The 25,942-nt window shown below is 55.4% G+C and carries 23 protein-coding genes and 1 tRNA gene; 14 read left to right on the top strand and 10 right to left on the bottom strand.

What is annotated here, in order from left to right:
* On the bottom strand, positions 1–912 hold the full coding sequence (locus tag PLF13_04865; GenBank protein ID HOP06606.1) for a diacylglycerol kinase family protein: 912 nt from the start codon (positions 910–912) through the stop codon (positions 1–3).
* Positions 913–1,057: 145 nt separating this feature from the next.
* Here PLF13_04865 and PLF13_04860 point away from each other — a divergent pair, with 145 nt between their 5' ends.
* Genes PLF13_04860 through PLF13_04845 form a run of 4 tightly spaced genes read left to right on the top strand, consistent with a single transcriptional unit; the run spans position 1,058 to position 4,371 of the window.
* On the top strand, positions 1,058–1,909 hold the full coding sequence (locus PLF13_04860) for an exosortase/archaeosortase family protein (GenBank protein HOP06605.1): 852 nt from the start codon (positions 1,058–1,060) through the stop codon (positions 1,907–1,909).
* Positions 1,906–2,547, top strand: a complete 642-nt coding sequence (locus PLF13_04855; protein HOP06604.1) for an EpsI family protein — start codon at positions 1,906–1,908, stop codon at positions 2,545–2,547. The genes PLF13_04860 and PLF13_04855 overlap by 4 nt, the downstream gene beginning before the upstream one ends.
* 37 nt (positions 2,548–2,584) lie before the next feature.
* Entirely contained in the window at positions 2,585–3,457 is an 873-nt protein-coding gene (locus PLF13_04850; GenBank protein HOP06603.1) for a decaprenyl-phosphate phosphoribosyltransferase, read from the top strand.
* 8 nt (positions 3,458–3,465) lie between these two features.
* A complete protein-coding gene (locus PLF13_04845) occupies positions 3,466–4,371 on the top strand; it encodes a hypothetical protein (protein ID HOP06602.1) in 906 nt (301 codons plus the stop codon).
* A gap of 94 nt (positions 4,372–4,465) precedes the next feature.
* Here PLF13_04845 and PLF13_04840 read toward each other — a convergent pair whose 3' ends face one another.
* From PLF13_04840 to pgsA, 5 genes are all read right to left on the bottom strand, one after another.
* Positions 4,466–5,821 (bottom strand): multiheme c-type cytochrome, encoded by a 1,356-nt coding sequence (locus PLF13_04840; GenBank protein ID HOP06601.1) that lies wholly within the window; start codon positions 5,819–5,821, stop codon positions 4,466–4,468.
* A 733-nt stretch (positions 5,822–6,554) separates the two neighbouring features.
* The gene (gene thpR, locus PLF13_04835) at positions 6,555–7,130 is read right to left on the bottom strand and encodes an RNA 2',3'-cyclic phosphodiesterase (GenBank protein HOP06600.1); all 576 of its coding nucleotides are present in this window, start codon (positions 7,128–7,130) and stop codon (positions 6,555–6,557) included.
* The gene (locus PLF13_04830; protein ID HOP06599.1) at positions 7,127–8,368 is read right to left on the bottom strand and encodes a competence/damage-inducible protein A; all 1,242 of its coding nucleotides are present in this window, start codon (positions 8,366–8,368) and stop codon (positions 7,127–7,129) included. The genes thpR and PLF13_04830 overlap by 4 nt, the downstream gene beginning before the upstream one ends.
* 17 nt (positions 8,369–8,385) lie before the next feature.
* Positions 8,386–8,850 carry a phosphatidylglycerophosphatase A gene (locus tag PLF13_04825; GenBank protein ID HOP06598.1) on the bottom strand — a complete coding sequence of 155 codons (465 nt, stop codon included), beginning with the start codon at positions 8,848–8,850 and terminating at the stop codon, positions 8,386–8,388.
* A complete protein-coding gene (gene pgsA / locus PLF13_04820) occupies positions 8,851–9,438 on the bottom strand; it encodes a CDP-diacylglycerol--glycerol-3-phosphate 3-phosphatidyltransferase (GenBank protein HOP06597.1) in 588 nt (195 codons plus the stop codon).
* A 213-nt stretch (positions 9,439–9,651) separates the two neighbouring features.
* Here pgsA and PLF13_04815 point away from each other — a divergent pair, with 213 nt between their 5' ends.
* Both PLF13_04815 and PLF13_04810 read left to right on the top strand, forming a co-directional pair.
* The gene (locus tag PLF13_04815; GenBank protein ID HOP06596.1) at positions 9,652–10,470 is read left to right on the top strand and encodes a hypothetical protein; all 819 of its coding nucleotides are present in this window, start codon (positions 9,652–9,654) and stop codon (positions 10,468–10,470) included.
* Positions 10,471–10,648: 178 nt separating this feature from the next.
* A complete protein-coding gene (locus tag PLF13_04810; GenBank protein ID HOP06595.1) occupies positions 10,649–11,596 on the top strand; it encodes a hypothetical protein in 948 nt (315 codons plus the stop codon).
* A gap of 301 nt (positions 11,597–11,897) precedes the next feature.
* Here PLF13_04810 and hprK read toward each other — a convergent pair whose 3' ends face one another.
* The 4 genes from hprK to PLF13_04790 all read right to left on the bottom strand — a co-directional run bounded on the left by hprK (position 11,898) and on the right by PLF13_04790 (position 16,935).
* Positions 11,898–12,869 carry an HPr(Ser) kinase/phosphatase gene (gene hprK, locus PLF13_04805; GenBank protein HOP06594.1) on the bottom strand — a complete coding sequence of 324 codons (972 nt, stop codon included), beginning with the start codon at positions 12,867–12,869 and terminating at the stop codon, positions 11,898–11,900.
* A gap of 105 nt (positions 12,870–12,974) precedes the next feature.
* Complete coding sequence (locus tag PLF13_04800; protein ID HOP06593.1) at positions 12,975–14,105, bottom strand: hypothetical protein; 1,131 nt, start codon at positions 14,103–14,105, stop codon at positions 12,975–12,977.
* A 60-nt stretch (positions 14,106–14,165) separates the two neighbouring features.
* Entirely contained in the window at positions 14,166–15,143 is a 978-nt protein-coding gene (locus PLF13_04795) for a hypothetical protein (protein ID HOP06592.1), read from the bottom strand.
* Between the two features lie 736 nt (positions 15,144–15,879).
* On the bottom strand, positions 15,880–16,935 hold the full coding sequence (locus PLF13_04790) for a PDZ domain-containing protein (protein HOP06591.1): 1,056 nt from the start codon (positions 16,933–16,935) through the stop codon (positions 15,880–15,882).
* A 346-nt stretch (positions 16,936–17,281) separates the two neighbouring features.
* On the opposite strand from PLF13_04790, the gene PLF13_04785 reads away from it, so the two are divergent.
* The 8 genes from PLF13_04785 (at position 17,282) to PLF13_04750 (ending at position 25,933) form a co-directional block, all read left to right on the top strand.
* Positions 17,282–17,354, top strand: a tRNA-Asn gene (locus PLF13_04785).
* Between the two features lie 743 nt (positions 17,355–18,097).
* Positions 18,098–19,504, top strand: a complete 1,407-nt coding sequence (gene cmr1, locus PLF13_04780) for a type III-B CRISPR module RAMP protein Cmr1 (GenBank protein HOP06590.1) — start codon at positions 18,098–18,100, stop codon at positions 19,502–19,504.
* A gap of 370 nt (positions 19,505–19,874) precedes the next feature.
* Positions 19,875–21,386 (top strand): type III-B CRISPR-associated protein Cas10/Cmr2, encoded by a 1,512-nt coding sequence (gene cas10, locus PLF13_04775; protein HOP06589.1) that lies wholly within the window; start codon positions 19,875–19,877, stop codon positions 21,384–21,386.
* Entirely contained in the window at positions 21,383–22,576 is a 1,194-nt protein-coding gene (gene cmr3 / locus PLF13_04770) for a type III-B CRISPR module-associated protein Cmr3 (GenBank protein ID HOP06588.1), read from the top strand. Before cas10 ends, cmr3 begins: the two co-directional genes overlap by 4 nt.
* Positions 22,573–23,493: a type III-B CRISPR module RAMP protein Cmr4 gene (gene cmr4 / locus PLF13_04765; protein HOP06587.1), complete on the top strand. Its 921-nt coding sequence runs from the start codon at positions 22,573–22,575 to the stop codon at positions 23,491–23,493. Before cmr3 ends, cmr4 begins: the two co-directional genes overlap by 4 nt.
* Positions 23,486–23,875, top strand: a complete 390-nt coding sequence (cmr5, locus tag PLF13_04760; protein HOP06586.1) for a type III-B CRISPR module-associated protein Cmr5 — start codon at positions 23,486–23,488, stop codon at positions 23,873–23,875. Before cmr4 ends, cmr5 begins: the two co-directional genes overlap by 8 nt.
* The gene (gene cmr6, locus PLF13_04755) at positions 23,865–24,986 is read left to right on the top strand and encodes a type III-B CRISPR module RAMP protein Cmr6 (GenBank protein ID HOP06585.1); all 1,122 of its coding nucleotides are present in this window, start codon (positions 23,865–23,867) and stop codon (positions 24,984–24,986) included. Before cmr5 ends, cmr6 begins: the two co-directional genes overlap by 11 nt.
* Positions 24,983–25,933, top strand: a complete 951-nt coding sequence (locus PLF13_04750) for a hypothetical protein (GenBank protein HOP06584.1) — start codon at positions 24,983–24,985, stop codon at positions 25,931–25,933. The genes cmr6 and PLF13_04750 overlap by 4 nt, the downstream gene beginning before the upstream one ends.
* Positions 25,934–25,942: the final 9 nt, after the last annotated feature.

The following is a 25,942-nucleotide window of genomic DNA, read 5'->3' as shown; positions in this document are numbered from 1 at the left end:
TTATAAAAACACTTTCAACTTCTGCTGATGTACCTGGATGTCGAGCAGGTTCGAGGGAACCTCGATCAACTCGCCGTCCAGGTACATCAACCGGTCCCGAGTTGGTTGCAACATGACATTCTGGCCGCGATAGAGCCGGATGCCGGTGCCATATACGTACTTATTTCTACTCAGTCCTGAGATAAGAGTTGCCTGTTCTTTGTCGGTCGCGTTGACATCGAAAATCACCTCAGCGAGGCCATCGTCGGGAATCGAGGCCTGCGACCAGGGCAGTCCCAGCGCATACGGCAATAAATGAATGTTGAGAATTGCGGGAGTAAGCTCGACTCGGAAGGCATCGATAGTTATCACTGTTTTCCGCCGCTTGACAGCCTTGGCGGCTGTGGACGCCAGTCGTGACCAGCCGATACTCGTCCAGGGCTGTTTGCGGTTTTCCAGTTCCAGCAGCAACTCCTTCGTGAATCCAAATCCGAGCGCTCCGAAAAACGGCTGTCCCGCCACCATGCCGACATCGATCATACGATAAGTCCGTTCCATGATCTTATCAAAGCATAGACTATGATCACAGACCTTATAGAGGGATCGAGCGATATTATTGAAACGCCCCATCGGGATAACTCCGACCGGCAGTTCGGTACGAAGTGCCGCGCGAGCTATGAGGTTGAAAGTACCGTCGCCGCCACAGGCGACCAGTCCGGTCACCGGTCCCCGCTTGGCAAATTGAGCCGGGAGGAGACGGCCGGGGCGTCGCAGACCACAGGCTGCTCGGGCGGCGTCGGCCAATTCCTGAGCCGAACCCGGCCGAAGAACCGAATAATTGCCCTCGGCAGCCTTGATCATGGTTACCAATTGATCGACCAGTCTGGCATCATAATTATGTGCCTTCTCGTTGACCAGCAGAACCAGATGCACGCGCTTTGTTTTCTGACGTCGTTTTCGGATCACGCGCCAAGTATATGCAAATTCGCCTGGTGTACAAACAATAAATCAAGCAATTCATAGTTGACCGGTTTCAGCCGATTGCTTAGGCTTCCGATACCCTCTTAAAGAGAGTATCATGAATATCGAGAACAACACGAAATCAGAACCGGCGTTACGACTGCCGGGGCTGTTCTGGCTGCCGTTCGGCCTGCTGGCGGCGGTTTATCTGCCCGCCCTGATCGATCTGGTAAGCGACTGGTGGCAGGACCCGAATTACTCTCACGGTTTCCTGGTGCCGGTGGTGTCGGCCTGGCTGCTCTGGTCCAAACGGGATACGCTTCCCCGCACCCTTTCACCCGGAGCTCCGATCGGACTGGCGATGATCATCGGCGGGGCGCTGCTGTTCGTGCTGGCCAACGGGGCCGCGGAGTATTTCACTATCAGGTTCTCATTGATATTGACCCTGTTTGGATTGCTCTGGTATCTTTGGGGATATGAGTTCATTCGCCGGGCATGGTTCGAGCTCACGTTTCTCCTGTTTATGATCCCGATCCCGTATGTTATTTATTACGCGATCACTTTCCCGATGCAGCTTCTTTCCTCCAAAATAACCGTGGCAGTGCTTAACTTCATGGGAGCCGGGGCTATCCGCCAGGGGAATATCATCCATCTGGCCGACACCTCCCTCGAAGTCGCCGAAGCCTGCTCCGGGATGCGCTCCCTTATCTCATTGCTGGCGCTGGGTGCCTTGTACGCCTGGCTTTCGAATCAGCGCACCCCCGGTAAATGGATCCTGTTCGTTTCGACTATACCGATTGCTATTTTCTCGAACGTGGTCCGCGTGCTGGTAACTTCGGTTTTGGCGTATACGGGTGGATTCGATGTAGTATCGGAGCCGGCCCATTCGATTCTCGGCCTGATTGTCTTCCTGGTGGCGCTCATGGTGCTGTTCTTCGAATCAGCCATACTGAGGAGGCTGCTGCGATGAAACGAGCTATACTGATCAGCGCTCTGATTATCCTCTGTGGGGGAGCCTTTGGCAATTATTTACGCTATGCCGAGCACCAACCGGACCGACCGCCCGATTTTACTCGGATTCCGTTCGAGAAGGACGGTTATAGCGGTGAAGAATACTGGTTTGGAGATCGCAGCTATGATGTCCTCCAGGCCGACACGACCACGCTCAGACTCTATCACGGCAACGGCGCCGGAAGAATCTGGCTTTTCGTATCTTATTTCGGATCACAGAAGTACGGCAGCCAGATACATTCGCCGAAACATTGCCTCCCCGGCGGCGGTTGGAGAATTGAGAAACAAGAAACCTTCGATCTGCCGTTGCCGACCGGCGAGATTAAAAGAATCAACCGCTTGAGAATAATCGAGGGCGACCGCGAAGAGCTAATGTTTTACTGGTTTCAGACAAGAGGCGGAACGATCACCAACGAATTCGAGGTCAAATGGGACCTGGTTAAAACTTCCTTGCGTATGCAACCGACCGACGCCGCTTTCATACGACTCAACCTGTCGGTACCGGACGGCGATATCGACGCCGCTTCCGAACAGGCGGTCCGTTTCTTCAACGCCTTTTATGAGGATATTAGCAAAGCGTTGCCGTTCGAGAATTAGAGCTTGAACCTGTCCCAACGGAGACTTATCGTTAAGTATGTTCCTGGAACTGATCAAACTGGCCCGTCCCCGGCATTGGATTAAAAACGGTGTCGTTCTGGCCGCCGTTATTTTTGCCGGTCAGGCGACCGTGCCGGGACAGTTGGAACTGTCGTTTCTGGCAGTGGCTATTTTCTGTATGCTCTCCTCGGCCGTTTATACCCTGAACGATATCGTTGACCGCAACAAAGACCGCCTCCACCCACGCAAGAAAACCCGTCCGATAGCATCCGGTACCGTACCGGTATCAGTCGCAGCGGTAATGCTGATCCTGCTGGTAGTCATCGGATTGACGGCCGCCTGGTTTATCAACCTGGGATTCTTCCTGATTTCCTGCGCCTATTTCGTTCTTAACGTGTTGTACAGTTTCTGGCTCAAGAATGTCGTTATTGCCGACGTCATGGCCATCGCTATCGGATTCGTGCTGCGAGCCTATGCCGGAGCTTTTGCGATCGATGTTGTCGCCTCCAAATGGCTTTTAATCAACACTCTTCTGCTGGCTTTATTTCTCGGTTTCGGAAAACGTCGGCACGAGCTGGGATTGCTCGAGGGAGAAGCCAAATCACATCGCCGGATTCTGGATCATTACTCGCAATACCTGCTTGATCAGTTGATCGGTGTCGTGACACCTTCGGTGCTGGTGGTCTACATGCTCTACACTTTCTCGGCCGAAGTCTCAAGCAAACTTGGCACCGAAAATCTGTTCATTACTATCCCGTTCGTAATTTACGGCATTTTCCGTTACTTATACTTGATTCACAAGAAAGATGAAGGCGGTTCGCCGACACGGGTGCTGACTTCGGACAAACCGATGCTGATCGATGTCGTGCTATGGCTGGTGACTGTCTTTATCGTCCTCTATATCAGATGAGAAAACCAATGAAACGTCTTTCTTCGGCGACACTTCTGATCGTCTTCGTCGCGATCTTAGTCCAATGCAGCAGCGATCAACCGCAACCGGTCCCTCAAAAACCATTCACGGCCGCCGCTTACTTCATTGAAAGCGTTCCCTCCTTTGATATCCATCGGGTGGACAGCGTCCGAACGGTACCGCAAGAACAACTGGCCGAGTTCTTTGGCACCGGTTACGATGATATCGAAAAATTCAGACCATTGGGACTGGCGGCGACACGCTATCGGGCAGGGAACACGGATATCTCGGTGGAACTGACCCAGTATCCGTCGATCGAGGATGCTTTCGGAGCCTATTCGGTGTATCGCCCGGATGGAATCGAAACCCAGCCGATTGGAATCGAGGCGTATGCCGTGGGGGTGACCCAGAGCGTGGTCAACGGCGAGTTCGTGCTAACGCTTTCGGCTCTGGAGTCGGACTCGGCCGCTCTTGCCGAGCGCACCCTGCTGGCCCAGGAACTGGTATCACGTATGCCCGAAGGAGACTTCCCCGGTTTCTTTTTACTCTTCCCGATGCGCTGGCAAATCAAACCTTCCTACCAGTATTACCCGAAGAATTTTATGGGAGTCGAGGGACTGGATCAGGTTTATACCATCAACTATGAAGTCGACAGCGTCAATGCGACTTTCTTCCTGTCGGAGGACCTGAGCGGCGAGAAATATATCAAACTGAGCGAATATGCCGCCACTCTCGGCTCGGTCACCCCCGCTCCGGACACGATCATGTTTTACGATCATTACGGCATACAGTACGATGATCCCAACTACGGTCATATCATAACCGGGATCGTTCGCAGCAAAGTAGTGGGCGTGCTGTATTATCAACCGGTTCATCTTCACCTGACCTATCTGTGGGTCAAGGGCCTGCAATAGTCGCCGGTGAACTCATAAAATAACGCAAACAAAAGCGCGCCGAGTTTCAGAACCCGGCGCGCTTTATGGTTTTATGTCGAGAGCTATATATAACTTACGGTTTTATTGCCACGGTGGCCGTCTCGTCGTTCACCACCACGATCGCGGCTTCGTCATCCGGCACATTCAGAAAATCCGCAACCGGCTTGACTAGTTTCTGATAGTTCAGCACGGCCGTAACGGTTAACGTTCCCGGAGCGGCATCCTCGGGGACTTTGAAGGTGAAATGCTCCAGTTTCGTTTCTCGCGGTGCGAAACGATAATCAGGACCGAATGAGGCAGTATTCCATTGCTGGATAGTCATTCGTCCTTCCGGATCGAGATAGGCCATACGGAAAATCCGGTCGCCGACTGGGATGCCGTCACGGGCAACGCCCTCGAAATCGGGCTTGTCCAGCGGAACCGCCATATCCTGGTAGGCTTTAACATCGGCCGCAATGGTGTACCCCTCACCCTCGAATCCCTTGGGATCGACCGGCAGATGATATACTTTACCGGCTGCATCACGGGCTTCGACATGCAACCAGAGAATGCGGTCTTCGACCGAACCGGTCGGGAATTTGTGCCCCGGTTTCTGGTTGAACAACGTCACCGTAAACGTCACGGTACCGCCCGCCTTGACTTCGTTCTCATCCGGATAAACACCTAACTCGACCGCCCCGCGAAGTTTATCAGCATTATGAGCACCGTGGAAGGTATGCTGACGAACATCGGCGTACTCAGTTCCCCCCTCGGCTGAAGTGCCCGGCGCATAAGTCATGTGGCAGTCCTGACAGATTACCCCCTCGGCCGCGTAGGGACCTTCTTTCCATTCGAGATGAGTGGCCTTGACCCAGGCGCCAAAGGGACTCTGTTCGTTATGGCAGGTGCCGCAGAACTCGGCCGAACCGTGGAAATCGGATTTGGTCATGCTGTGTGCCGGGGAAAGGTCTCCCTTGCGGGGACCGTACTTGATTTCTCCGGGGGAAGATATGAAATTGAAGTTATACGGCGTGTCTCCCTCGAAGCCGATCGCCGTATGGCAAATTTCGCACGACACCCCCTCATTGGCGCGTGTTCCTTCTGCCGGTCGTTTCGGTGGAATATCGCCCGCAAAAAAAGCCAGCGGGGCATGACAACCGTTACAGCCGGTTTTCACCCCCGAGACCTTCTCGACTTTCTCAGCGTGCGGCAGTGCTAAAACGAAATACTCGATTTCGTCCCAATGATGGGTGTACGACTGCGACATCATGGCGCGTCGCCATTGCTGATAAATGTTGTTGTGACACATCGGTCCGCAATTGTCGGGCGAGTCGTAGTCGTCATAGGAATGCGTTCCGAGCGCAGCGTCACCGGACGGTCCCTGTTCCTGAGCCAAAACGGCAGCTACCGGCAGCATCAACACCGCCAGTACCGTCATCCATGTTCTCATACCTTCTCCTAGCCTTTTCTATTCAGTTGTCTGGTTTGCATCAAAAAAATAGGTCTAACCATCGACGATGTCAATCGCTTCTAACTAGAGATGAACACAACGGCGATTAAAATACGACAGAAACACAGGATATTGATGATGGTGGACTGCGGACATCTCATCCTGACTTTTACAACCGCGGCATCTCCCATATATGACTCCGGTAAATGACCTCGCGAAGAATTCAACCGCGTTGGCTGGTGGCCCACCCGTCCACGGGTGGGAGATAATTGTACAAACCGTGTAGATGGGTAACAGATTAAACCGGGTACATGAGTAACACAGTCCCCGAAGGCCGGGGATCCCTGCGATCCCGGCCGGTTTGCTTCTCGTGCTGTATTGACGTGAACCCATCCAAAAGGTAACCAACTCGTCTCACATTCCCTACAAGCTCACAATAATCTTCGTAGGTCGGGACCCGTGGTCCCGACGCTGTAGGGCACGTCTCCCCGAGACGTGCCAACACAAGAGAAGATGGATTCCTGTTTTCGCGGGAAAGACGTTTTGCGGGGTGTGCTGCTGCAGGGGCAGACGAGACGTCTGCCGCCCACGAATATCGGCTGCGACGTTGTTCCGCCGCAGAGCGACGGAACAAGAAGACGAAGTCGGTCTGACGACACGGAAACAAAAAACGCAAAACGAATCCATTTCGCCGTACTTGAAAGGCCGGATTGAGATTGGGGAAATAGAAAAACTATCCCTCGAAACGTTCCGTTTCGAGAGCGGTCTCGTGCAGGCGGCGATAGATCGGCCCCTGCGGCGTCAAAGTAGATTGAAAAAGAACAATGCGGTTCAAACGAAAACGGCGCGGCTCCAGGCGATAGGACTCGACTGTCTGACTGAGGCGACGGACATCACCGTCACGACGTACCCGACCGATGGTCAGATGCGGCTTGAAACGCTTACTCTCCGGTTCGAAGCCGAGTTCTCGAACCCCCTGTTCGATCCGATCAGCCATATCGGCCAGAGATTCAACACCGCCTCCGAGGCCGACCCAGAACACGCTCGGACGGCGCAGGTTGGGAAAAGCACCGATGCCGCTCACCGAGGTATCAACCGCGTTTTGCCCGGCGGCGGTTTTATCGATCAGAGTTTTGAGTGAGGGCACCAGCCGTTCCTCGGTATCCCCGAGAAAACGCAGGGTGACATGGATGTTCGAGGCTTTGACCCATTTTACGTCGCGTCCCTCCGGCCGCAGGTCGGAGATGATTTCTCCGAGGTAGTTTTCAATCTCGTTCGGCAGCGGCGCGGCGATGAACAAACGCATCATAACAGATCCAAAATCGCTCGGCGCAACAACTCCAGCGCACAGTAAACGGAGCGGGTGCGGTTGATCTCTCGCGTGGAGCCGAGATTGAACCGCCGTGCCAAATTGTGATGAGCGGAACTGAGCCCGACATACACGGTGCCGACCGGCTTGTCCTCGGTGCCGCCTTCGGGACCGGCAATACCTGTAATCGAGAGCGCATAATCGCTCCCGAAAAGATTCCGGCAACCGGAGGCCATGGCCAGAGCACATTCTTCGCTCACGGCGCCGTGTTCCTCGATGATGCCCGCGTCGACTCCGAGCCGTTCGGTCTTGACCTCGTTGGCATAGGCGATGATGCCGCCCAGGAAATAGTCGGATGCGCCGGCGACGGCCGTTACACGACTGCCGAGCATCCCGGCGGTGCATGATTCGGCCACGGCGAGAGTTTTATCGTTGTCGCGCAGGAGTTGACCGACTACGGCTTCGAGGTTATCGTCGCCGCGCGTGTAGATGTATCGACCGGCCTTCGACTCGACATAACGCGCTAAATCGTTGGCCTTGTTTTGAGCCTCTTCCGATGAATCCGCCGAGGCGATAATGCGAAGATCGACACCGCCGTACCCCGGCAAATAGGCCAGCCGGACACCCGGCTCCAGTTTAAGACCATCCTTGAGTTTCTCAGCCAGTCGGCTTTCCACGATACCGGTAGTGCGCAACCGAACAACCTCTATCGCGTGTCCTTGTCTGAGACTCTTGAGATACGGCACGACCTCATCGACCATGATCTGCTCGGCCTCGGCCGGGACACCGGGCAGAGCGATGAAAATCCGCCCCTCTTCGGCGATACAGATCCCCACCGCCGAACCGATCTTGTTGGGGAACAACAACGCTCCCTGCGGCAGCAGCGCCTGATTCTGATTGATCGCGGGCATTTCAATGCCGCGTGCCGCCCAGCGCTTGCGAAGCAATTCGAGCAGTTCCTCGTTGAAGATGAGGTTGCGCTTGAAAACTTTGACGATCGCTTTTTTGGTGATGTCGTCGTCGGTCGGCCCGAGACCGCCGGTGCAGATAGTCACCCGCGCGCGTCGCCAGGCGAGACGAAACGCCTCGTCCATCGCCTCGACCGAATCCCCGACCGAGGTCCGGTAGCGCACCGGAAGACCGATATCGGTCAACTGACGAGCGATAAAAGCCGCGTTGGTGTCTACGATATGGCCGGTGATTATTTCATCGCCGATAGTTATGATCTCAACATCCATAGCGCTCCGTCTCCGCGTTAGAGATAGCCCCACTGGGTCAGGAAATATATCGCGATATGAGTCCCGAGGCAGGCCTGAATACCGGCGACCACATCGTCCATGGTGATCCCCCAACCGCCGGGGAGTTTTTCGGATTGTCTCGCCGGCGGGATTTTTATCACATCGAAACCCCGGAACGCCACGAAAGCGATCAGGTAGTTCGGCAGCGAGTAAGGCACCAGGATCAACGTTATGAACATCCCGGTCCATTCGTCGATCACGATCTTGCGGGCATCATGCCCGTACACTTTTTCCGCTTCACCGGCCGACCAGACCGACACCACAAACGTCACGGCCGCTACGATCCCGAGAATCATCTGGTCGCCGCGAATCAGGAAATAGGCTATCAGCCAGGCCGGTATCGTGCCCCAGGTGCCCGGGTAGGGCCTTCCGAAGCCGCTGTAAAGACCGGTGGCGATTAACTTGGCAAAGGTAGTTTTCATTTACTTGAGTACCGATTTTATCATGTAAAAATACTTCCAGACATAATCAATTCCCGTCCAGACGGTAACCACCGCCGCCGCCCAGAGCAGGATGTTAAAATACAAATAATAATCGAATTGCAACAGCTCCAGCGCCGGACTTTGATAATGCTCCAATGTCGTCACCAGACTGATATACGATATAACCACGCCTACGACCGTTAGCTGTAAGAATGTCTTGCACTTAGCCCACCAGGTCGGCGGGATGACCACCCCGCGATAGGCCGCCAGAAGGCGCAGGCCGGTGATCGAAAACTCGCGGCCGATGATCATAATCACCGGCAACGGTGATACATATTTGAGAGCGATAAACGACACCAGGGCACAGGAAACGAGAATTTTATCCGCCAGGGGGTCCATGAACTTGCCGAACCCGGTAATGATCCCGTAGCGCCGAGCGATATAGCCGTCGGCTAAGTCGGTTAGGGCGGCTATTACGAACAGCCCCAGCGCCGTCAGCCTCATGTAGAACGAATCCAGCAGGAAAAAATACATGAAGATCGGGGCAATAATGATCCGCAACAGGGTCAATTTGTTCGGAGTGTTCATAGAGGGCAAATGTACGGCTGCACTCGACGATAGTCAAACTCGATTTGGCGCAGGTTAAAACGCATCGTTGTGTATCGAGTCAGCCGAAGTGATTGACTATTCTACAACTTCCCTTATAATGAGATTGGAACCGGGCGGATATTCTATCGCTGCTCGGGTCAACCGATCGACCGGGTCACATCAATGCGATCGCATCGAGAGAATGGAGATATTATGAAATTCACCGCTATGCTAATCTTTGCCGTTGGACTATGCCTGTCCATACCCCTGGCTGCTTCCGCCCAAAATAACTGCTGTGTCGGTATTCGAGGCAACGTTGACAACGATGCCGCCCAGGAGATTTCAATCAGCGACCTGGTCTACCTGGTCTCTTACATGTTTCAGGAGGGTCCTGCCCCTGAATGTGAAGACGAGGCAAACATTGACGGCTCCGGTGGAATCGATATCAACGATCTGGTCATGCTGGTTTCGTATATGTTCCAGAGCGGGCCTCCCCCGGCCGACTGCGGCCCGATTCCGGACTCGGTGATTCTCCCGCTGGTTATCGGCAATCAACTGGTCAGTCAGTACACCGAATACAACAGCAGCGGGCAGGTAACAGCCACCGGGACTTCAACCACCGGTTGCGTCGGCGATTCCCTGATCAACGACACTCTCTGGTTCAAGGTCGAGGACAGTTACGACGGCTACGACACCACCCTCTGGGTCAACCGCGATGACGGCGCCTGGTCGATTGCCGACACCCTTTCGCCGCCGCAGTACCTGGCCCTCAAGTACCCGGCCGAGGTGGGCGATAGCTGGTCAATTGATCTGATTACAATGCATGTCTCGGCGGTCGATGTCTCGGTGACTGTCCCGGCCGGGACGTTTGTTTGCTACTACTACACAGCGACAGTTCCGCTTTATGGTACGATGGGGCGCATCTGGGCCGCACCGAACATCGGCATAGTAAAAGCTGAGCAATACGCTATCAACTTCCTGTCGACTTATCTCGAAGTAAGTTATGAGCTGGAATCGTATACGATACAATGAGGGCTCGAATTTTGTGGGCGGCAGACCTCCTGGTCTGCCCCTGCGTCTACCTTTAATTGAGGCGCATATCAAACTCATTAATCGTTGACAAGCTTATACACATTCCTATCTTACAGTATCGATACATCACGACCAAAGGTTCTGAGGTTCTGAGAACAAACAACCTCGGGAGGTTTTTATGCAGCTTAAGAGAATGATTGTGACAACGGTGATGTTGTTACTGGCGGCTATGGTACTGTCTCCGGCGGTCTTTTGCCAAGAGGCCAGCATTACTCTTGAGGACGTGGACGGTCTGTGGTATGACAACGGCTTCACATACTGCTTATGTGACGGCCGTTCTGCCTTCCATCTCCGCCTCACCAACAACACCGGCGGATATGTCAAGGGTATGTGCAACGGCTTTCGACTTTACTCTCCAGACGGCGCTACCTGGCAGTGGACGGCAGCGCGGTTTGCCCCTGCCATCGATCAGGGTTATTTCGATATGGTGTTTAACGTCGGTGAGATTGACGTTGACGGCGAGGGCGAGGACCGGGTCAGCTTCTCCTCCAGCGTGATGATTGGAACCGGGCTTCCGGACGGATTCGACGACATTGCGTACGAGATCGCGATTGGTCCGCTTCCTAACGGCGGGACCATCTGTCTGGATTCATGTTACTACCCCCCGTCTGGGCTTTGGTTGTGGGGTTCGAACTCAGGCTCCTATATCCCGGAGTGGGACGGGCCGCACTGTTTCACCAGCCTACCGCCACCCTGCATTGTGGAAGACAATGACGGCGACTTCATCGACCAGTGCGACAACTGTGTTGGGATTTACAACCCCGACCAGTTCGACTCGGACTGGGACGGTATCGGCGACGCCTGTGACTACGACTACTGCTGTGGGAAACGCGGTGATGTTAACAACGACGGCTCCGGTCCGGATATCGCGGATCTGGTCACCATGGTTCAGCACATGTTTCCGCCTGATGATAAGAACGGGGTTGAGGTCTCCTGCGAGGGGGTCATCGACATGAATTCCGACGGCAGCAACGATATAGCCGATCTGGTTTACCTGGTCAGCTACATGTTCCAGAACGGTCCGGATCTGCTCCCTTGCCCCGGCGAGATTCCAAGCTGCCTGTAGATGCTTCAATGCCGGGCAGCACGAAGTGTCAGCCGAGATATCTGACGACATATTCGTGGGCGGCAGACGTCGGTGGCCCACCCGTCCACGGGGATTGTTGACCAACCTCAATCGCGGCGGAGACAAGCCCTGCCGCTACGCGTTAAAGAGCCCTAACCTCGCGTAGCTGGCGGCCTTGTGTCGCCCGCATTACAGATGTGTTTTTACTGAAGATCCGAACGTATGACTTTTTCAACACTCCCCACGGGTGGGGGATATTCGATTCCCCGGCAGGTCTCGGAGAGACCTTTCCTACTGAATTCTATTCGTGATCCGATTCGAGATAGTCGCGTGTGGTCGACTGGCGGGAGATTTTTTCGGAGAGCTTCTTGGTGAACTCGACCGCCGAGTTTTCGCCGTAAACCTTCAGCATGTGGTTCATGGCAATCACCTCGGAAATCACCGTGATATTCTTGCCGGGGGAAATCGGCACCCTTACGATTGGAATCGACACGCCCAGCACGGTCGTGCGGCGGTCCTCGACCCCCAGGCGGTCATAGTCGTCCGACTCCTCCCAGAGAGTCAGGTTGACCTCGACCTCTACCCGCTTCTGGAGTCGGATCGAGCGAATTCCGAACAGCGCCTCGATATCGATAATCCCGACACCCCGGATTTCCATGTGATGCCCGAGCAGTTCCGAGCCGGTGCCGATAATCACATCCGGCGCCGTGCGGGTGATCTTGCAGACATCATCGGCCACCAGCCGATGGCCCCGCTCGACCAGGTCGAGCGCCACCTCCGATTTGCCGACTCCGGATTTGCCGGTGTACAACAGCCCGACGCCGTAGACATCCACCAGCGTTCCGTGGATCGTTATCGAGGGCGCGAACAGGGTGTCCAGATAAACCGAAAGACGGCTGGTCAGGTCGGCGGTGGTAAGGCGGCTGGAAAACACACCGGTGTGGTGTTCATCGGCCACCTTGATAAATGTCTCGGGCGGGATGATCCCCTTGGAGATGATCACCAGCGGGATGTCGTATTGGAACAGCTCTTCGGAGATCTCCACCATGCGTTCCTCGGAGAGCTGGTTGAGATAGGCCAACTCGGTCTCACCGAGAATCTGGGTCCGCTCGGAGGCAAAGCGCTCGAAGAATCCGGTGAGAGCGAGCCCGGGGCGATGAATCTCCGGATTGCGGATCACCTTCTTCATGCCGGCCTCGCCGGAGTTGAGCAGGGTCAACTCGAAATCCTGGCCGCGCGAGTTGAACAGTTTTTCGACGGTTATCTGAGGCATACAGCCGGAATATAACGGCCGCCTTCAACCGCTGGCAACAAAGAAATGGGGGGAGAAAATAAGAAGACCTTCCTACCGATCACACCACACTGACGCGTAAGTCCGTCACTTCTTCCCTTCGAACACCCAATTGATGCTGCGAACCCGGAAATCCTTCGCCATCAGCTCGTCGTCGACGATATCGTTCTCCGTCAGACGACCCCGGTACAACTCGTCGTCCTGTCGATACCAAACCGTGTCTGCCCCGATCCACAACACCTCCCAGTCTCCCTGCCGCGAGGCCCGGCGGGTCTGCATCGTCATCGGGTTGATCATAATGATCTCGTCGCGGAGAATAGACGGATAGCCTCTATGGGCGGCCCGGTCGCTCTTTGGGTTATCGTCGGCGACGCGTCCCGCCAGCCATCCGTTCACTCTGATCGGTTTCGTGGCCTCGCCCGGCACCAAGAGAGAATGCCACGTCTCGGAGTCGCGATTGAATATCACCAACTCGCGAGCACTGTCCGCCTTGGACGAGGGAACGGATAGAAACGCTCGATAGCTCGCCTCGTTCGCGATCAGGTTCCACCGCGAGCAACCCTTGTATCGCACAACGCTGTCCGGAACGTTCGGATCCTCCAACTCGAAGTCCGGAATCAGAGCACGCAGATCACCCCCAAGCCGCCCTCGCAACGGAACTATACCCCGATCGCCGGGTCCCCCCAGTCCGGGAAGCCTTCTCTCCGTCGCACGAACGGACGTTGTCCTTGGAGCGATGTCGTTCAGCGGTATCTCTATATCGGCCGTCTGCCGAATGTTTGTAACATCGGACAAGCTCCAACTGGTATCTATCCGCAGAAATCCCGGACCACTCGGCTCGTCGAAGTACCTTACCCGTCGGACGTCACCTTTGTCTCGAAGATCTATTTTCGTCCAGCCCGGCGGATCTTCAAACGGAATCACAAAAACATCCCTGATCCACGTGTTAGAGAGATCTGCGATGATCACTAATCCCGGCTCGGGGAAAACCTGTACCTCTATTTGTCCCCAATTGGTGAAGAGATGACACAGACTGTCAAGGCCGCCTCCGTCCTGGTCAACGGTGAAGATAACGAGCTCCGAGGGTAGATTCGGCGATCCGTAGCCGTACTCTCCATCTCGGATGAAATACATCTCTGCGTTAACTCCTTCTGCCGCCATGACCCACAGCACCGTAGCCGTAGCCAGTAGACGTCCACAAATCAAAATCGTCTTCACAGTCAGACACCTCCGGTTGATACGTGCATTAGCACTATTCCACATATTGCATTTGGCGTATCACTGGTAAAACGAACACACATCATATACATACCGATTTGAATCAATCTTGGTCTTCGCGCTATCGGTGTAATAGCGAGCCCACTCATACCACTTGTACCATCCTTCATCCAAGACGAATTCACAGAACTCGTGCCGTCCGAGATCTCTGCTACCTAATCCGTTGTATTTCTTCAACGCTACGCCGTGTTGCATATCTTTAGCGCCTCCGTAGAAAAACGTGACATTGTCGGAACTGCCGGTCGTATAGGGATACACATACGCAAGGTGACCATTCGGATAGAAGTAAAGCCACCCTATATCCAATTGCCCCTCCCAATAAGTGTTGGCCCCGCCTTGCAATAGGTTCAAATACGCCACACCTGACTTGACGTTCTCCTGCCAATTCCATAACTCCTCGGCGTTTGGAGGACGGGTCTCATATCCATCGTTGAACTTCGTCAACTGGTATATCCCAAAACCGCCGTCGTTGTTGTTCGAGGCGTTCGGCGTGTATCGCACCGCCGTCTCCTCGCAGCTCTCCTCGCCGACCTCGTTGAACTGCAAGTAATTGCCGTTGTCAACGCCGCCCTCTTGCATCGCCACCAGCTCGTGATACCATAACACGCCGGAGCGACTGTCTATGTAATCGCTTACGAGCTGCTCGCTAGGGTTATACGCTCTAATCGCGAAGTCAAGCAGACCCGTCATGCCCGCCTCCGTTGAAACACATCGCAGTCGGCCCTGGCCGCCCCGGACCTTACCGGCGAGATCGATGTACCATGTGTTGTGCGGCGAGAGCGATGCTTTAACGGTATCGAAGTCCCGGCGACCGCCTCGAGTATAGGAGATTATCAACTCCCAGTCCACGTTTTCTGTAAGTGTGTTGGTCGGTAGCGAGGCCTGGAGCGCGGGCACAGCGGGCCAATTGTCACCCTCAATGAAGATACATTCGCCATCGGCAACGTAGAGACCAGCCGCGGTCAAGTTGATTCCCATAAAGCATTCATCCGGAAAACCACAGAAAGTACCGAGGTTTACGCAACATCGCGAGTCCGACTCTGATTCGAACCCCGAGCCGGACGCAGCCTAAATGCATAGCTGGAGATAGTCTCCTTGCGTCACTCCCCCACTCGCGAGTAGATCGACGGTAGTCGTATGATCGTCGAAAGGCGGCGTAAGAGAAACGGAGGTACCCCAGGGCTACGGTTTGAGATCCCCCGAACGCGAACGGCACTCCAATGCTCGCACGATAGTTGAAGCTTCGGTCAATGTCGTTCTCGAACGAGTCGCTGAATTTCACCCAATAACGGTTTGTACACGCATTCACCGCTTGTATCGAATCGACCGAGACACTATGCACCTTCGGATCGTCCTCTGAATCAAGGTTGTCCGCACATCCTAACATATTGATAAGGACAGTCGTCAAGACCACCGACAAGGACAGGACTCTCCGCCATTGAGACGACCGGTCCCCGCCCCAAAAAGCCGCGCATCTTTGGTTGGCGAAACATTGATACGCCTGAGCCCCTCCTCCTAGAAGAGATGATATTGCCTCCTCCCGGACTATCTGTTCGAGGACATAATAATATAGTACCCCGCGCTTTCGGTCTTGTTAACTGTTTCTTCGTCGACCAGCGACCGCTCCCCCCTAAAGCGAAGAGGCTCCGACAAGCGGAGCCTCTGATCGCCGGCCGCCCGGAAGCGACCAAACCATACTGGAGAAGTGGTTGGTTTATAACATCCTGTTGGACCCGACCGAACGACTGATTTCATCCTTGAGATGAACTTTCATGTCGCGCATCTCCTCGTTCAGGTCCTGCATCTCTTCCCTGAGATCTTGCAGATCATCTTCGTCCAGATCGAACCAGCAACCATCGTCCGAGAGATACCTGATGCGGCTGTTGAAAAACGACGAGTTGAAACTCGGCACATCCGGAATATCCGGGATGTCCGGAATATCCGGAATGTTCAGGATGACCGGACCATAGTCGTTCCAGCCGTAAACGCCCGAGGTATTTTCATCCCCCTCGGCCAGTTCCGCCTCGACCTTGATATCGTTTTTCTGACGCTTGACGGTGATGTTGATCTTGTCGCCGATCTCGCGATCGCCGACCGCCTCGATCACATCCTCGGCGTCGCGCATCTGGTCGCCGTCGATCTCGATAATAACGTCGCCCGCCTTAAGACCGGCCTCGGCTGCCGGAGAATCCTCCTCGACCTCGGTCACGAGAGCGCCGCGACCGCGCTCAACGCCGAAATACTCGCCGAGCTGACGGTTCAAATCCTGAAGGCTTACGCCCAGGAACGGCCGCTCCCAACTGCTGCGACTCCAGCTGTTGCGATTGAAAATGTAACCGTCGTCATCGTCGTCGTCGTTCCAGGTGAAACTTCGGTTGTAGGAACGTCGCGGAGCCTCCTCGAGTTTGGCCTTGACTTGTTCTTCCTTGCCGTCGCGATTGATCGTCAGGGTCACTTCGTCGCCGATTTTATGGTCGAGAATGACATCCGACAACTCATCGGAATCGGTCACTTCCTTGCCGTCGATGGCCAGGACCACATCTCCTCGCTTGAGCCCTGCCTCGCGGGCCGGGGAGTCGCGATAGACGCGCTCGACCAGGACGCCCGACTTCACCGGGAGGTCCATCTTCTTGGCGAGGCGATAGGTCACCGTTTCGGGGGAAATGCCGAGCCAGGCATCGTCGGAGGAGCCCTTGCGGGCCAGCACCGTACCGACCACCAGAATCGCGACCACGGCGATTGCGATTCCGATTTTGAGTATTTTGCTCATGTTGCTTCCTCTCTTTCGAACGATTTTGTCAAACCTGTCTGCTTATACGAATCCGGTCGGGCGATGTTTCACCGGCGCTTTGTGGCGTTTTGGGACGCGGGCAATCAGCTTCTTTTGGTCGACCCTGGTTGTTCGTAGCGTGAGCCAACCTTTATAGCGCGGGATCCCTGAGATCCCGCGCTGTTAAATAACCTGTTGGGATCAATTCCCGTGGGCGGCAGACGTCCCGTCTGCCCCTGCACCTGAGAGAACTCTTTTGATTGGGCGGAGGACTAAAAAGGCGTTGACAATTTGCCGAAAACAAATATAATACTGCCCTGCCTTTAGAGGGCAGACAAGTCGACACTCCTCGGTAGCTCAGTTGGTAGAGCAGCTGACTGTTAATCAGCGGGTCGCAGGTTCGAGTCCTGCCCGAGGAGCTTAATTTGAGTTTCACGCCCTTCAGCGATAAAGTTGAAGGGCTTTTTGTATGTCGGGTAAAGGCTTACGCCATCGGACAAGCAGTTCGAGAGTAACGAGCGCAGCAACTGTCGCTTCTCCTTCTCGGAACGCGAAATGTATAGAGAATACGCCATTTTCGACAGTTCTAGAATCTCTGACGCCTCATCGACATAGTCGCGGTTGCCTTTCGGGTTGTCCAAGAGCGTTGCCTCCTCAACCGCTTACGGCGCTTTTGTGCGGACATCTTTGATGATCGGGCGGACGGTATTAAGGTCGGTCGTCACCCTTCCCCCGGGTTGCGGCGACTGCCGGACCAACTGCTAAATTCTCTTGCCCACCATGATAACACCTCGCCGATACTGGTGTCAATGCAGAGTTAGAGGGGCGATTTCGCTAGCGGCGACACTACGCATACGTGGCCGCATTGAGCAACGGCCTGAGAAGCCTAAGGTTATCTTGGTGATTCAAGCCGTGAGCGGTGTGTTCTCAACGATGAATTCAGAGTCTCTGAAAATCACCGGTAAAACTTATCCACTTGACCGTACGTTCCTAATCTCGTATTCTTCAGCCACAACAACACTTATTGTGCGGTGGGCATTGAGGTTTTCGATAAATCTTTCGGGAGCGGACCTGTTTGTGAAGGCATACCCGATCTCAACCTCTCTGTTTTTGGAGGAACAAAGTGGCACGAGAAGTAAGCTTGAAATTCCCCGACAAGTTGGTGGAGCAACGCGTAGATTCTGGCCCGGACGGTTCCAGTAATTCCGTTCGAATCACGAATCTGTCACCCGTGTTCGGAGGCGGCGCTGAACCGGGCATAAGCAGCGAATTCCCCGAGGTCCGCGCCTCCTCAGTTAGGGGCCATCTCCGTTTCTGGTGGCGCGCTACACGCGGGACCAAGTTCGACTTGCCCGAAATGCGTCAACGGGAGAGCGAAATATGGGGTAGCACAGCTCTACCCAGCCCCGTATCACTGGACATTGTTGTCCACTCCTGTTCAAGGCCTGAACCCTGCGTCAAGTGGGACGACGCGATGAGCTGGCAAGCACCCTTCGACCGGTATCGAGGATCGCTTCCATACGTGCTGTTTCCATTCCAGGGGACATCCCCCGACAAGAAAGACGCTGTCGCTCCGGCGAAGTTCATCAATCATATGGATTTCACAGTCTCAGTAGGATTGCCCAGTCAGCAACGCAGGCTGTCTTTGAAGGATCATTACAACAAGCTGCGGGAGGAAAAGAAGCTAAGCCCGCTTAAAGAGGAAATCGATTTCCGCGCTGATGTGGAGTGCGCCTTTTGGGCCTGGATTAATTTCGGTGGCATCGGAGCTCGCACCCGTCGCGGCTGCGGGGCCTTGCGTTGTACCGGTTGGGACTTCCCCTCTAAAACACCACTCCCCGGGAGCATGAACGAGTACCCCGAATGGTACAGAGAGATGGCTTCCTATTTCGGAGTTGACATTCCTGCCTCTAATTCGCCCCGTCCATGGCCAACCGCTTTTCGCGACGCGGCCCTCGGCCCCAAGGAGTACAACGATGGAATCGATGCCTGGAGCGATGTGATCAGCATATACAAGAAATTCAGGCAGGGTGTTACGACTGATGCCAACAAACATAGATACAGGTCGCCACGCTGGCCCGAGGCGGAGTCTGTAAAGGGCCTTGTTCGAGAAGACCGTGGAGCGACAGCAACCGCCGGTCTTGTCCAAGCCAATCGATGCAATCTCTCGGCGCCTGCGTTTCCGCGCGTCTCCTTTGGACTACCAATTATCATGGAGCTTCGCAACGAGCGAATTGCGGGCGAGGATAAGGACGTCAAACCCACGCTGCAAATCAGCGAGAGCGTGGACAGAATGGCCAGTCCCCTCATCCTTAAGCCTCTGGCTTTGTCATCGGGCAAGGTCTTGCCAGCGATATTTGTTCTATTAACGCCTCCGATGAAAGCTGCATACGTCGCTCCGGGGGCTCACGATCTGAGTGTGGGCGTTCCGCTCTTGGCTGACAACATTTGGAGGGACGACATGTTTGACTACCCAAACTCGCCTATGGAGCTCGTGCCGGTAGAGGAACGAGAACACGTAACATCGGCTGTCGACGCTTTCTTCGAATATGCCATCAGCAAGAAATAAGGGAGGCAAGAATATGAGCAGGATGTTGATGGTTATAGGCATTGGGCCTGTTCAGGGATTTATCAGCGCCGCACGCAGAACACGCGATCTTTGGTTTGGGTCTGAGATCCTCTGCGATGTGAGCCGGACGGTGGCCAAGACGTTGCAGAGCTCCGGAGGCGATCTGATCTTTCCCGCGGATCCTGACGCCGCCGGGATTTCGAATTTCGTGCTCGCACAATTTGAGACCCCTCCGAAGCCGCCTGCAGACCTGGTAGTCGAAGCGAAGTCTGCCGGGAATGCGAAGTGGCTGAAGTACGCCGCAGAGGCAGAGACCTTCGGCGGAAAGTTGCTAAACTCCGCTCGGTGGGAATCACAGCGGGCGGACGTCTTGGAATTCTATTCGGCCTGGGCATCGTATGATACCGAAAACGACTACCCACAGGTTAGAGAACGACTCATGCGCGTTCTGTCGGGTAGGAAGTCCTGTCGAGATTTTGGCGCTGGCACAAGTGCGGCACTTCTGCCTAAATCATCGCTGAGCGGATTGCGGGACACCATCTTGATTGTCGGAAGCTCCCGACAGGAAACACGGAGCCTTCGCGAGCGAGTCCTCAGCGAAGCTCCGGAACTCGCCCAGAGGCTGCGGCTGTCTGAGGGGGAGGAATTGGACGTTGCCGACTTTGTCAAACGCTCAACGAGAGGATCATTTCCTTCAGTAACTCGCGTTGCCGTAGACCCCTGGCTTCGTGGTATAGAGCATGACGGCGGAGAGGCCCGCGCCGCGATTGGGGAAATCGCTGAACTCTGCCAGGGCAACAAACCGTTCGCCACCGGCACAGGTGACTATTTCAGGTCCTTCTTCCCGTTCGATGGGTCTGTACTTCTTGAAGGCCGAGCCAGACTCATGGTGAGGCAGGCCAAAAGACGTGACGACTCAAGCGCCATGGGGCTCGAGTTCACGTCTAAGGACGTTACTGACCTGCAAACCATTGCGGCGCTCGTTCAGAAAGTAAAGACCGAACAAGAATACGGCGAGCCTCAACCCTATCTGGCGATTCTCCTGGCCGATGGTGACGGAATTGGCAAGCTGCTGTCGTCGATAAGAGATTCGGAAGCGCACCGACAGTTCTCGTCAAACCTCTCGTTGTTCTCGGAAACTGCGAAAGAACTTGTAGACAGACAGCATTGCGGCTGTCTGGTCTATTCCGGGGGAGATGATGTGCTCGCTATGATTCCGGTTGACCAGGCGTTGTCATGCGCGAGAAGACTTCACGAGGAATTCAGGAAGACGTGGAAACAAGGGGAATCTGCCCCTACCCTTTCTGTGGGCATCGCTATCGGGCATTGCGCCGAACCGCTTGAGGATCTCCTGCAATACGCTCGCATTGCGGAGAGATCTGCCAAGAAGCCGCTCGGGAACGGCCTCGCAATCCACCTGCACCCCAGAAGCGGCTCCCCTATATTCGTCCGCGGTCCGTGGGGGGACAAGACTCAAGAGTCATTGGATCTTCGAATGTCCAACTGGTGCCAACTCTTTGCCGACAAACTGATCTCCGGTCGCTCTCCCTACGACATCAGGAACCTGGCCTTCACCTATGCCGACTGGCCCGACGACGATAACACCGCCACGGCAATCCGGGCTGATATTCGCCTGGTACTCTCTAAGAAGCGCCCCGGCGGCAAGAAGATGGACGACAGTTTCTACGCCACTCACGTCGAGCACTTGTTGTCGGTCGAGCGAGATTTCGGCGAGGCAGACTCACAGCATCACGCCAGACATCATGTCGGACTCATGGGTCTGGCCAACGAGTGGCTGATTGCCAGACACATTGCCGCCTCGATCAGACAGGCCGGCGACCGACAAGCAGAGCGCAAGGCACTACAGGAGGAAAGCGCATGACAACCTATCTTAGCGTTTCACCGATAGATCCGATCATCGCGCGCGACGGCCGTCCCTTTGGCTTCGGACAGGGCAACCGTATGCGCTCGCTTCGCTGGCCCCACCCTTCGACGGCGACAGGCAGCCTTCGCACACTGTTGGCAAAGCGAGACGAATGTGATTTCACCCCGAAGCTATGTGATTCTCTCCGATCAATAACCGTTGCGGGGCCGCTCCCAGTCGTTGATGAACGCATATACTTCCCTGCGCCGCTCGACGCTCTGGTGGTGCGCAAATCCACTAACGATGACGAGCAGGCAGTGTATCCGCTTCGCCCGATGCGACTCCCGGAGGATGGCACCATCGGTTGCGATCTCCCCGATGGCCTCCAACCAGTCGTGGCTGCAACCGACCTAAAGGCCGTAGAAGGACCTTCCTTCTGGTCCACGGACCGCATGACAAGCTGGCTGTTGGGCAAGCACTTCGACACTATCCCGAAGTCGCCTACGCAGCACGACGGGTTCCTGGGCAGAATCCCCGAGGATCAGCGAACCCAAGTGTCTATCGACGCACAAACGGGCTCCGCAGAAGAAGGACATCTCTTCTCAACGGTTGCCCTCGATATGACCGATGAACTGAGCGGCGCCGACATCGAGCTCGCTCTCAGGATTGAGGAGAACGGCGCCTTTATCAGGGATGCCTCGGCCTTCGACGAAACTCACCCGTTTGGCGGCGAGAGACGCCTGGCCACGTGGTCTCAGGGGCATGAATCTAATTGGGCTGTACCCGCCAAGCTGTACAGCAACCTTCACCAGTCCAACAGCAACAGGTTGCGCATGATCCTCGCCTCTCCCGCGATCTTTGCCCAAGGCTGGAAACCGGGCTGGCTCGATCATGATCTGACGGGCCAACCACCCGGCAGTCCCGACAATACTAAGGTTCGACTAGTCGCGGCCTGCGTCGGCCGGTGGCAGGCCATATCGGGATGGAGTCTGGAGAAGGGAACCGCCGGGCCCAAGGCTGTTCGAAGAGCCGTTCCGGCGGGCAGCGTGTACTGCTTTGAAATCCTCGAAGGCGATATTGCGGCCATTGCGGAGAAGCTCTGGCTTCATCCTGTTAGTGACAATGAACAGGATCGTCGCGATGGCTTTGGTTTGGCTCTCTGGGGGAAGTGGGATTGGGCAAGCAATGAAAATGGAGGAATAATATGAGCAGCAAGCCTGCACCGTATTGGCTACACGCCATCACACCCATGCACGTCGGAGTCGGACGAGGAATCGGGTTTGTCGACCTGCCAATCGTTCGGGAGAAAGTCACGAATTGGCCGTTGATTCCAGGCTCTTCCGTTAAGGGTGTCATCGCGGACCTTAACGGTGCGACCGACGACGCCCGCCAGAATGAATCTGCCGACGGCCGATTGCTGAAGGCGGCCTTCGGCTCCTCAGGCGATGATCTCGCCAACGCCGGCTCCCTGGTGTTCACCGACGCGCGAATTGCCTGCTTTCCGGTACGGAGCCTCTATGGCACGTTTGCCTGGGTCTCCTCCCCCATGGTCTTGCGGAGAATCAACCGCGACTTGAGAGCAGATTCAGCCTGGGCCAAACTACCGATACCAGAACCGACCAACGCCAACACCATTTTGATACCGGATGTCTCAAAGTCGGCCATCTCGGAGGAAGGGAACAAGGTTTACTTCGAGGACCTGGACTTTACCGCCGAAGAGAATCAGGACGTTGGCAGAATCGCAACGTACTTCGCCGAAAAGGTCTTCGGAAAAGAGAACCCCTGGTTCGAGCCGTTCAGACAGCGCTTCGCGGTTGTACCGGACGGCACCTTCGACTATCTCTGCGAAACGGCCACCGAAGTGAGTGCTCGGATTCGCATAGATCCGAAGACAAAGACCGTGGCATCCGGAGCGCTTTGGTACGAAGAATCCGTTCCGGCCGAGGCCATATTCGCGGGATTGCTGTGGTGCGACCGCGTGTACGGCGCCGCCGGGGTCACGGCCCGGAACCTGATTGAGAAATTCGCTTCCGGCGAGCGGCTGCTCCAACTGGGCGGCCATGCCACCACCGGTCGGGGCCAGGCGCGATGCATCTTCCCGGCCGCGGGAGGCAACAATGACTAACAAGTCAGCATCAACCAGGGGACAACAACGAGCCCAGAAGGCATTCAGCCTTGTCAACGCCGCCGCCAACAACGAGTGGAAGGACGACTACGGCCGCCAGTGTATGCACCTTCCCATGTTAATCCAGCAGAGCGGACTGGCCCAGGCCATTGCCTTCCTCGAATCCAAGGCCTCCGATGAGAAGAAGTCGGCGTACTTCGGATGCCTTCTGGACGACTTCACCGCCCTGGTCGGGAAGAGCGCCAACCGGACTGAGTTCGCACAGCTCGTTCGCTCAGCGCCGGTCTCGGAGTACCAGTGGCTCGTGCGCGAGGCCCTGGCCTGCGCTACCTGGATGAAACGCTACGCCGAAGCAGTGTTGAAGGCCAGCTATGAAGAATGAACAAGAGACCAGGCCGATTCAAGCTTGCCGCGATGCCTTGCAGTCGCTTTGGACAGACCCATACGCACTGTCCGAAGCGGCCCAAGCCAGCCTTCTTCTGGACTCGTATCTGAGCACAACCGGCGACAAGAATGAGGGTAAGAAGCGTCTGCTCCAAGTCGCCATTAAGTCTGTCTGCGGCCAGCACGATATATACACCCTCGCGTTTGATCGATGGAAGAAGCTCCGCGGCAGTTCTCTCTCGACAGAGATGAGCGTGCGGGGTCGATTGATCGTCGGGTTGGGGGCTCACACACCTCTTGAGACAGGGCTGACCCTGCACCACACTTACGGCACCCCGGTAATTCCGGGATCGGCCCTAAAGGGATTGGCGGCGCACTATTGCGACGAGGTATGGGGACCTGTGGATGACGCATTTGCGTTCAACGGCGATGCCCACGAGGCACTATTCGGCACACAGGAGTCCGCCGGTCATATCCTCTTTCACGACGCCTGGATTCTGCCGGAATCGTTGCTGACCGGACGCTCTTTAATGGCGGATGTTATGACCCCGCACCACTCCGACTACTACGGCGCCAAGGCCGGCGATACGGAAAACGCGCCGACCGATTCCGATATGCCTATCCCGGTCTCATTTTTGTCGGTTACAGGAAACTTCCTAATCTGTGTTGAATGTGACGATACGAGCGAAAACGGAGAGAAGTGGAAGAAGTTCGCCCTTCGGCTGCTGTCCGACGCGTTGACACATCGGGGAGTGGGAGCCAAAACCAACTCCGGCTACGGCCGCCTAATCGAGGGAACCGAACAGCATCCTGCGCAGGCCGGCCAAAGACAGAAACCGATACAGATACAGACTAAGGCAACTCGCCAGGCCGGGGACCTGATCGAGGTGACACGGATTGAGACACCGCAAGGTAGGGAGGGCGCCTGGTTCGAAGCTGTAGACGGCAACAAGGGACGACTCCCCAAAGGCGTCAATTCGGACATCCCTCTGGGACAGAAGTCCAAACTGTGGATACAGAGCCAGACCGGCAACTTCTACAATCTCACCTCCAAACCGCCAAAGCCGAGAAACCCGGCCAATAAGCAAAAAGGGAGAGGAAGACGGTGACCAAGAAACACACTAAATTCCGTTATTCATTCGAGAAAGCGACTCCGTGGTTCCTGGCCGTGCTGGCCATTGTCTTCGCTCATTGGGCGGCAACTACGACGGAGAGTTACATCCTTGGGCATGTTACCGAACATGTTGCCCAAAGTGCCTGGCCTATGATCGGCGCCTGGGCCCTGCTCGTCGCCGTTGTGGCGCTCATCTACCACAGCCGCGACAAGATCTTCCACCCGCATACCCGCTTCGTGCGCGGTGATGAGCCGGAAAAGCGCCGACACTTGATTCTCTTTCTCTCGAACTTCGAGGATCATGAGAAAGCCGGCGAATGGACTACCCCCGGCATTCCCGACACTTTTTCGCCGACCGGAGACTTGATGAAGGACCTCGAACGCCTCAGCGCCGAAAAGGACAAGATAGAAAAGGCAGGCGGTAGGTCGAAATTGTGGAAATGGGAGATGCCGCTCAGGGGGATTGCCTACCATGTCGGCATCCTCGAGTCGGTCACGGTCATCTGCTCGCCGGAGTCGTTGAATCAGATAGACTGGTTCAAGAACCTGATTGGCAAATACCAGGGACCGGGCGGAACATTGAGCCAGATCTCCTTCGAAGTCCTGGCCAGACAGGGGAAGAAGTGGGCGAGAATAGGCTTAAGCGACAACCGGCCAGCCAACGCCGAGGGAATCAACTTCGAGGAGTTTGAAGATCTCTCGCTCGGGATTATCTGGCTGCTGGAGAAAATCACCAGTCGCAAGGGAAAGCTGCGCGAGAACGACATCATGGTCGACTTCACCGGCGGGCAGAAAGTCACCAGCGTCGTGGCGGCGGCCATCACGTTCAACCGCGAGATCGACACCCAATATGTCTCCACCCGGAATCCGTGGAACGTGCGCAGCTACGACATTTTCCTTGGATCGGCCAAAATCCACGGACCCGAAGAATTCCCCGAATAGAGGATAAAA

The sequence above is a fragment of the Candidatus Zixiibacteriota bacterium genome, assembly GCA_035380245.1.
Classification (GTDB): domain Bacteria; phylum Zixibacteria; class MSB-5A5; order GN15; family FEB-12; genus DAOSXA01.
The sequence above is the reverse complement of the archived record's forward strand: the minus strand, read 5'-3'. Positions and strand labels throughout refer to the sequence as shown.

Bases quoted from the DNA above. Each gene is read 5' to 3' on its own strand.
- cmr5 (HOP06586.1), top strand. From the start codon at position 23,486: ATGACTAACAAGTCAGCATCAACCAGGGGACAACAACGAGCCCAGAAG.
- PLF13_04840 (HOP06601.1), bottom strand. From the start codon at position 5,821: ATGAGAACATGGATGACGGTACTGGCGGTGTTGATGCTGCCGGTAGCT.
- PLF13_04830 (HOP06599.1), bottom strand. From the start codon at position 8,368: ATGGATGTTGAGATCATAACTATCGGCGATGAAATAATCACCGGCCAT.
- PLF13_04850 (HOP06603.1), top strand. From the start codon at position 2,585: ATGTTCCTGGAACTGATCAAACTGGCCCGTCCCCGGCATTGGATTAAA.
- cmr4 (HOP06587.1), top strand. From the start codon at position 22,573: ATGAGCAGCAAGCCTGCACCGTATTGGCTACACGCCATCACACCCATG.
- PLF13_04825 (HOP06598.1), bottom strand. From the start codon at position 8,850: ATGAAAACTACCTTTGCCAAGTTAATCGCCACCGGTCTTTACAGCGGC.
- PLF13_04855 (HOP06604.1), top strand. From the start codon at position 1,906: ATGAAACGAGCTATACTGATCAGCGCTCTGATTATCCTCTGTGGGGGA.
- PLF13_04790 (HOP06591.1), bottom strand. From the start codon at position 16,935: ATGAGCAAAATACTCAAAATCGGAATCGCAATCGCCGTGGTCGCGATT.
- PLF13_04795 (HOP06592.1), bottom strand. From the start codon at position 15,143: ATGGGAATCAACTTGACCGCGGCTGGTCTCTACGTTGCCGATGGCGAA.
- cmr3 (HOP06588.1), top strand. From the start codon at position 21,383: ATGACAACCTATCTTAGCGTTTCACCGATAGATCCGATCATCGCGCGC.
- thpR (HOP06600.1), bottom strand. From the start codon at position 7,130: ATGATGCGTTTGTTCATCGCCGCGCCGCTGCCGAACGAGATTGAAAAC.
- cmr6 (HOP06585.1), top strand. From the start codon at position 23,865: ATGAAGAATGAACAAGAGACCAGGCCGATTCAAGCTTGCCGCGATGCC.
- PLF13_04845 (HOP06602.1), top strand. From the start codon at position 3,466: ATGAAACGTCTTTCTTCGGCGACACTTCTGATCGTCTTCGTCGCGATC.
- PLF13_04815 (HOP06596.1), top strand. From the start codon at position 9,652: ATGAAATTCACCGCTATGCTAATCTTTGCCGTTGGACTATGCCTGTCC.
- PLF13_04810 (HOP06595.1), top strand. From the start codon at position 10,649: ATGCAGCTTAAGAGAATGATTGTGACAACGGTGATGTTGTTACTGGCG.
- PLF13_04860 (HOP06605.1), top strand. From the start codon at position 1,058: ATGAATATCGAGAACAACACGAAATCAGAACCGGCGTTACGACTGCCG.
- hprK (HOP06594.1), bottom strand. From the start codon at position 12,869: ATGCCTCAGATAACCGTCGAAAAACTGTTCAACTCGCGCGGCCAGGAT.
- pgsA (HOP06597.1), bottom strand. From the start codon at position 9,438: ATGAACACTCCGAACAAATTGACCCTGTTGCGGATCATTATTGCCCCG.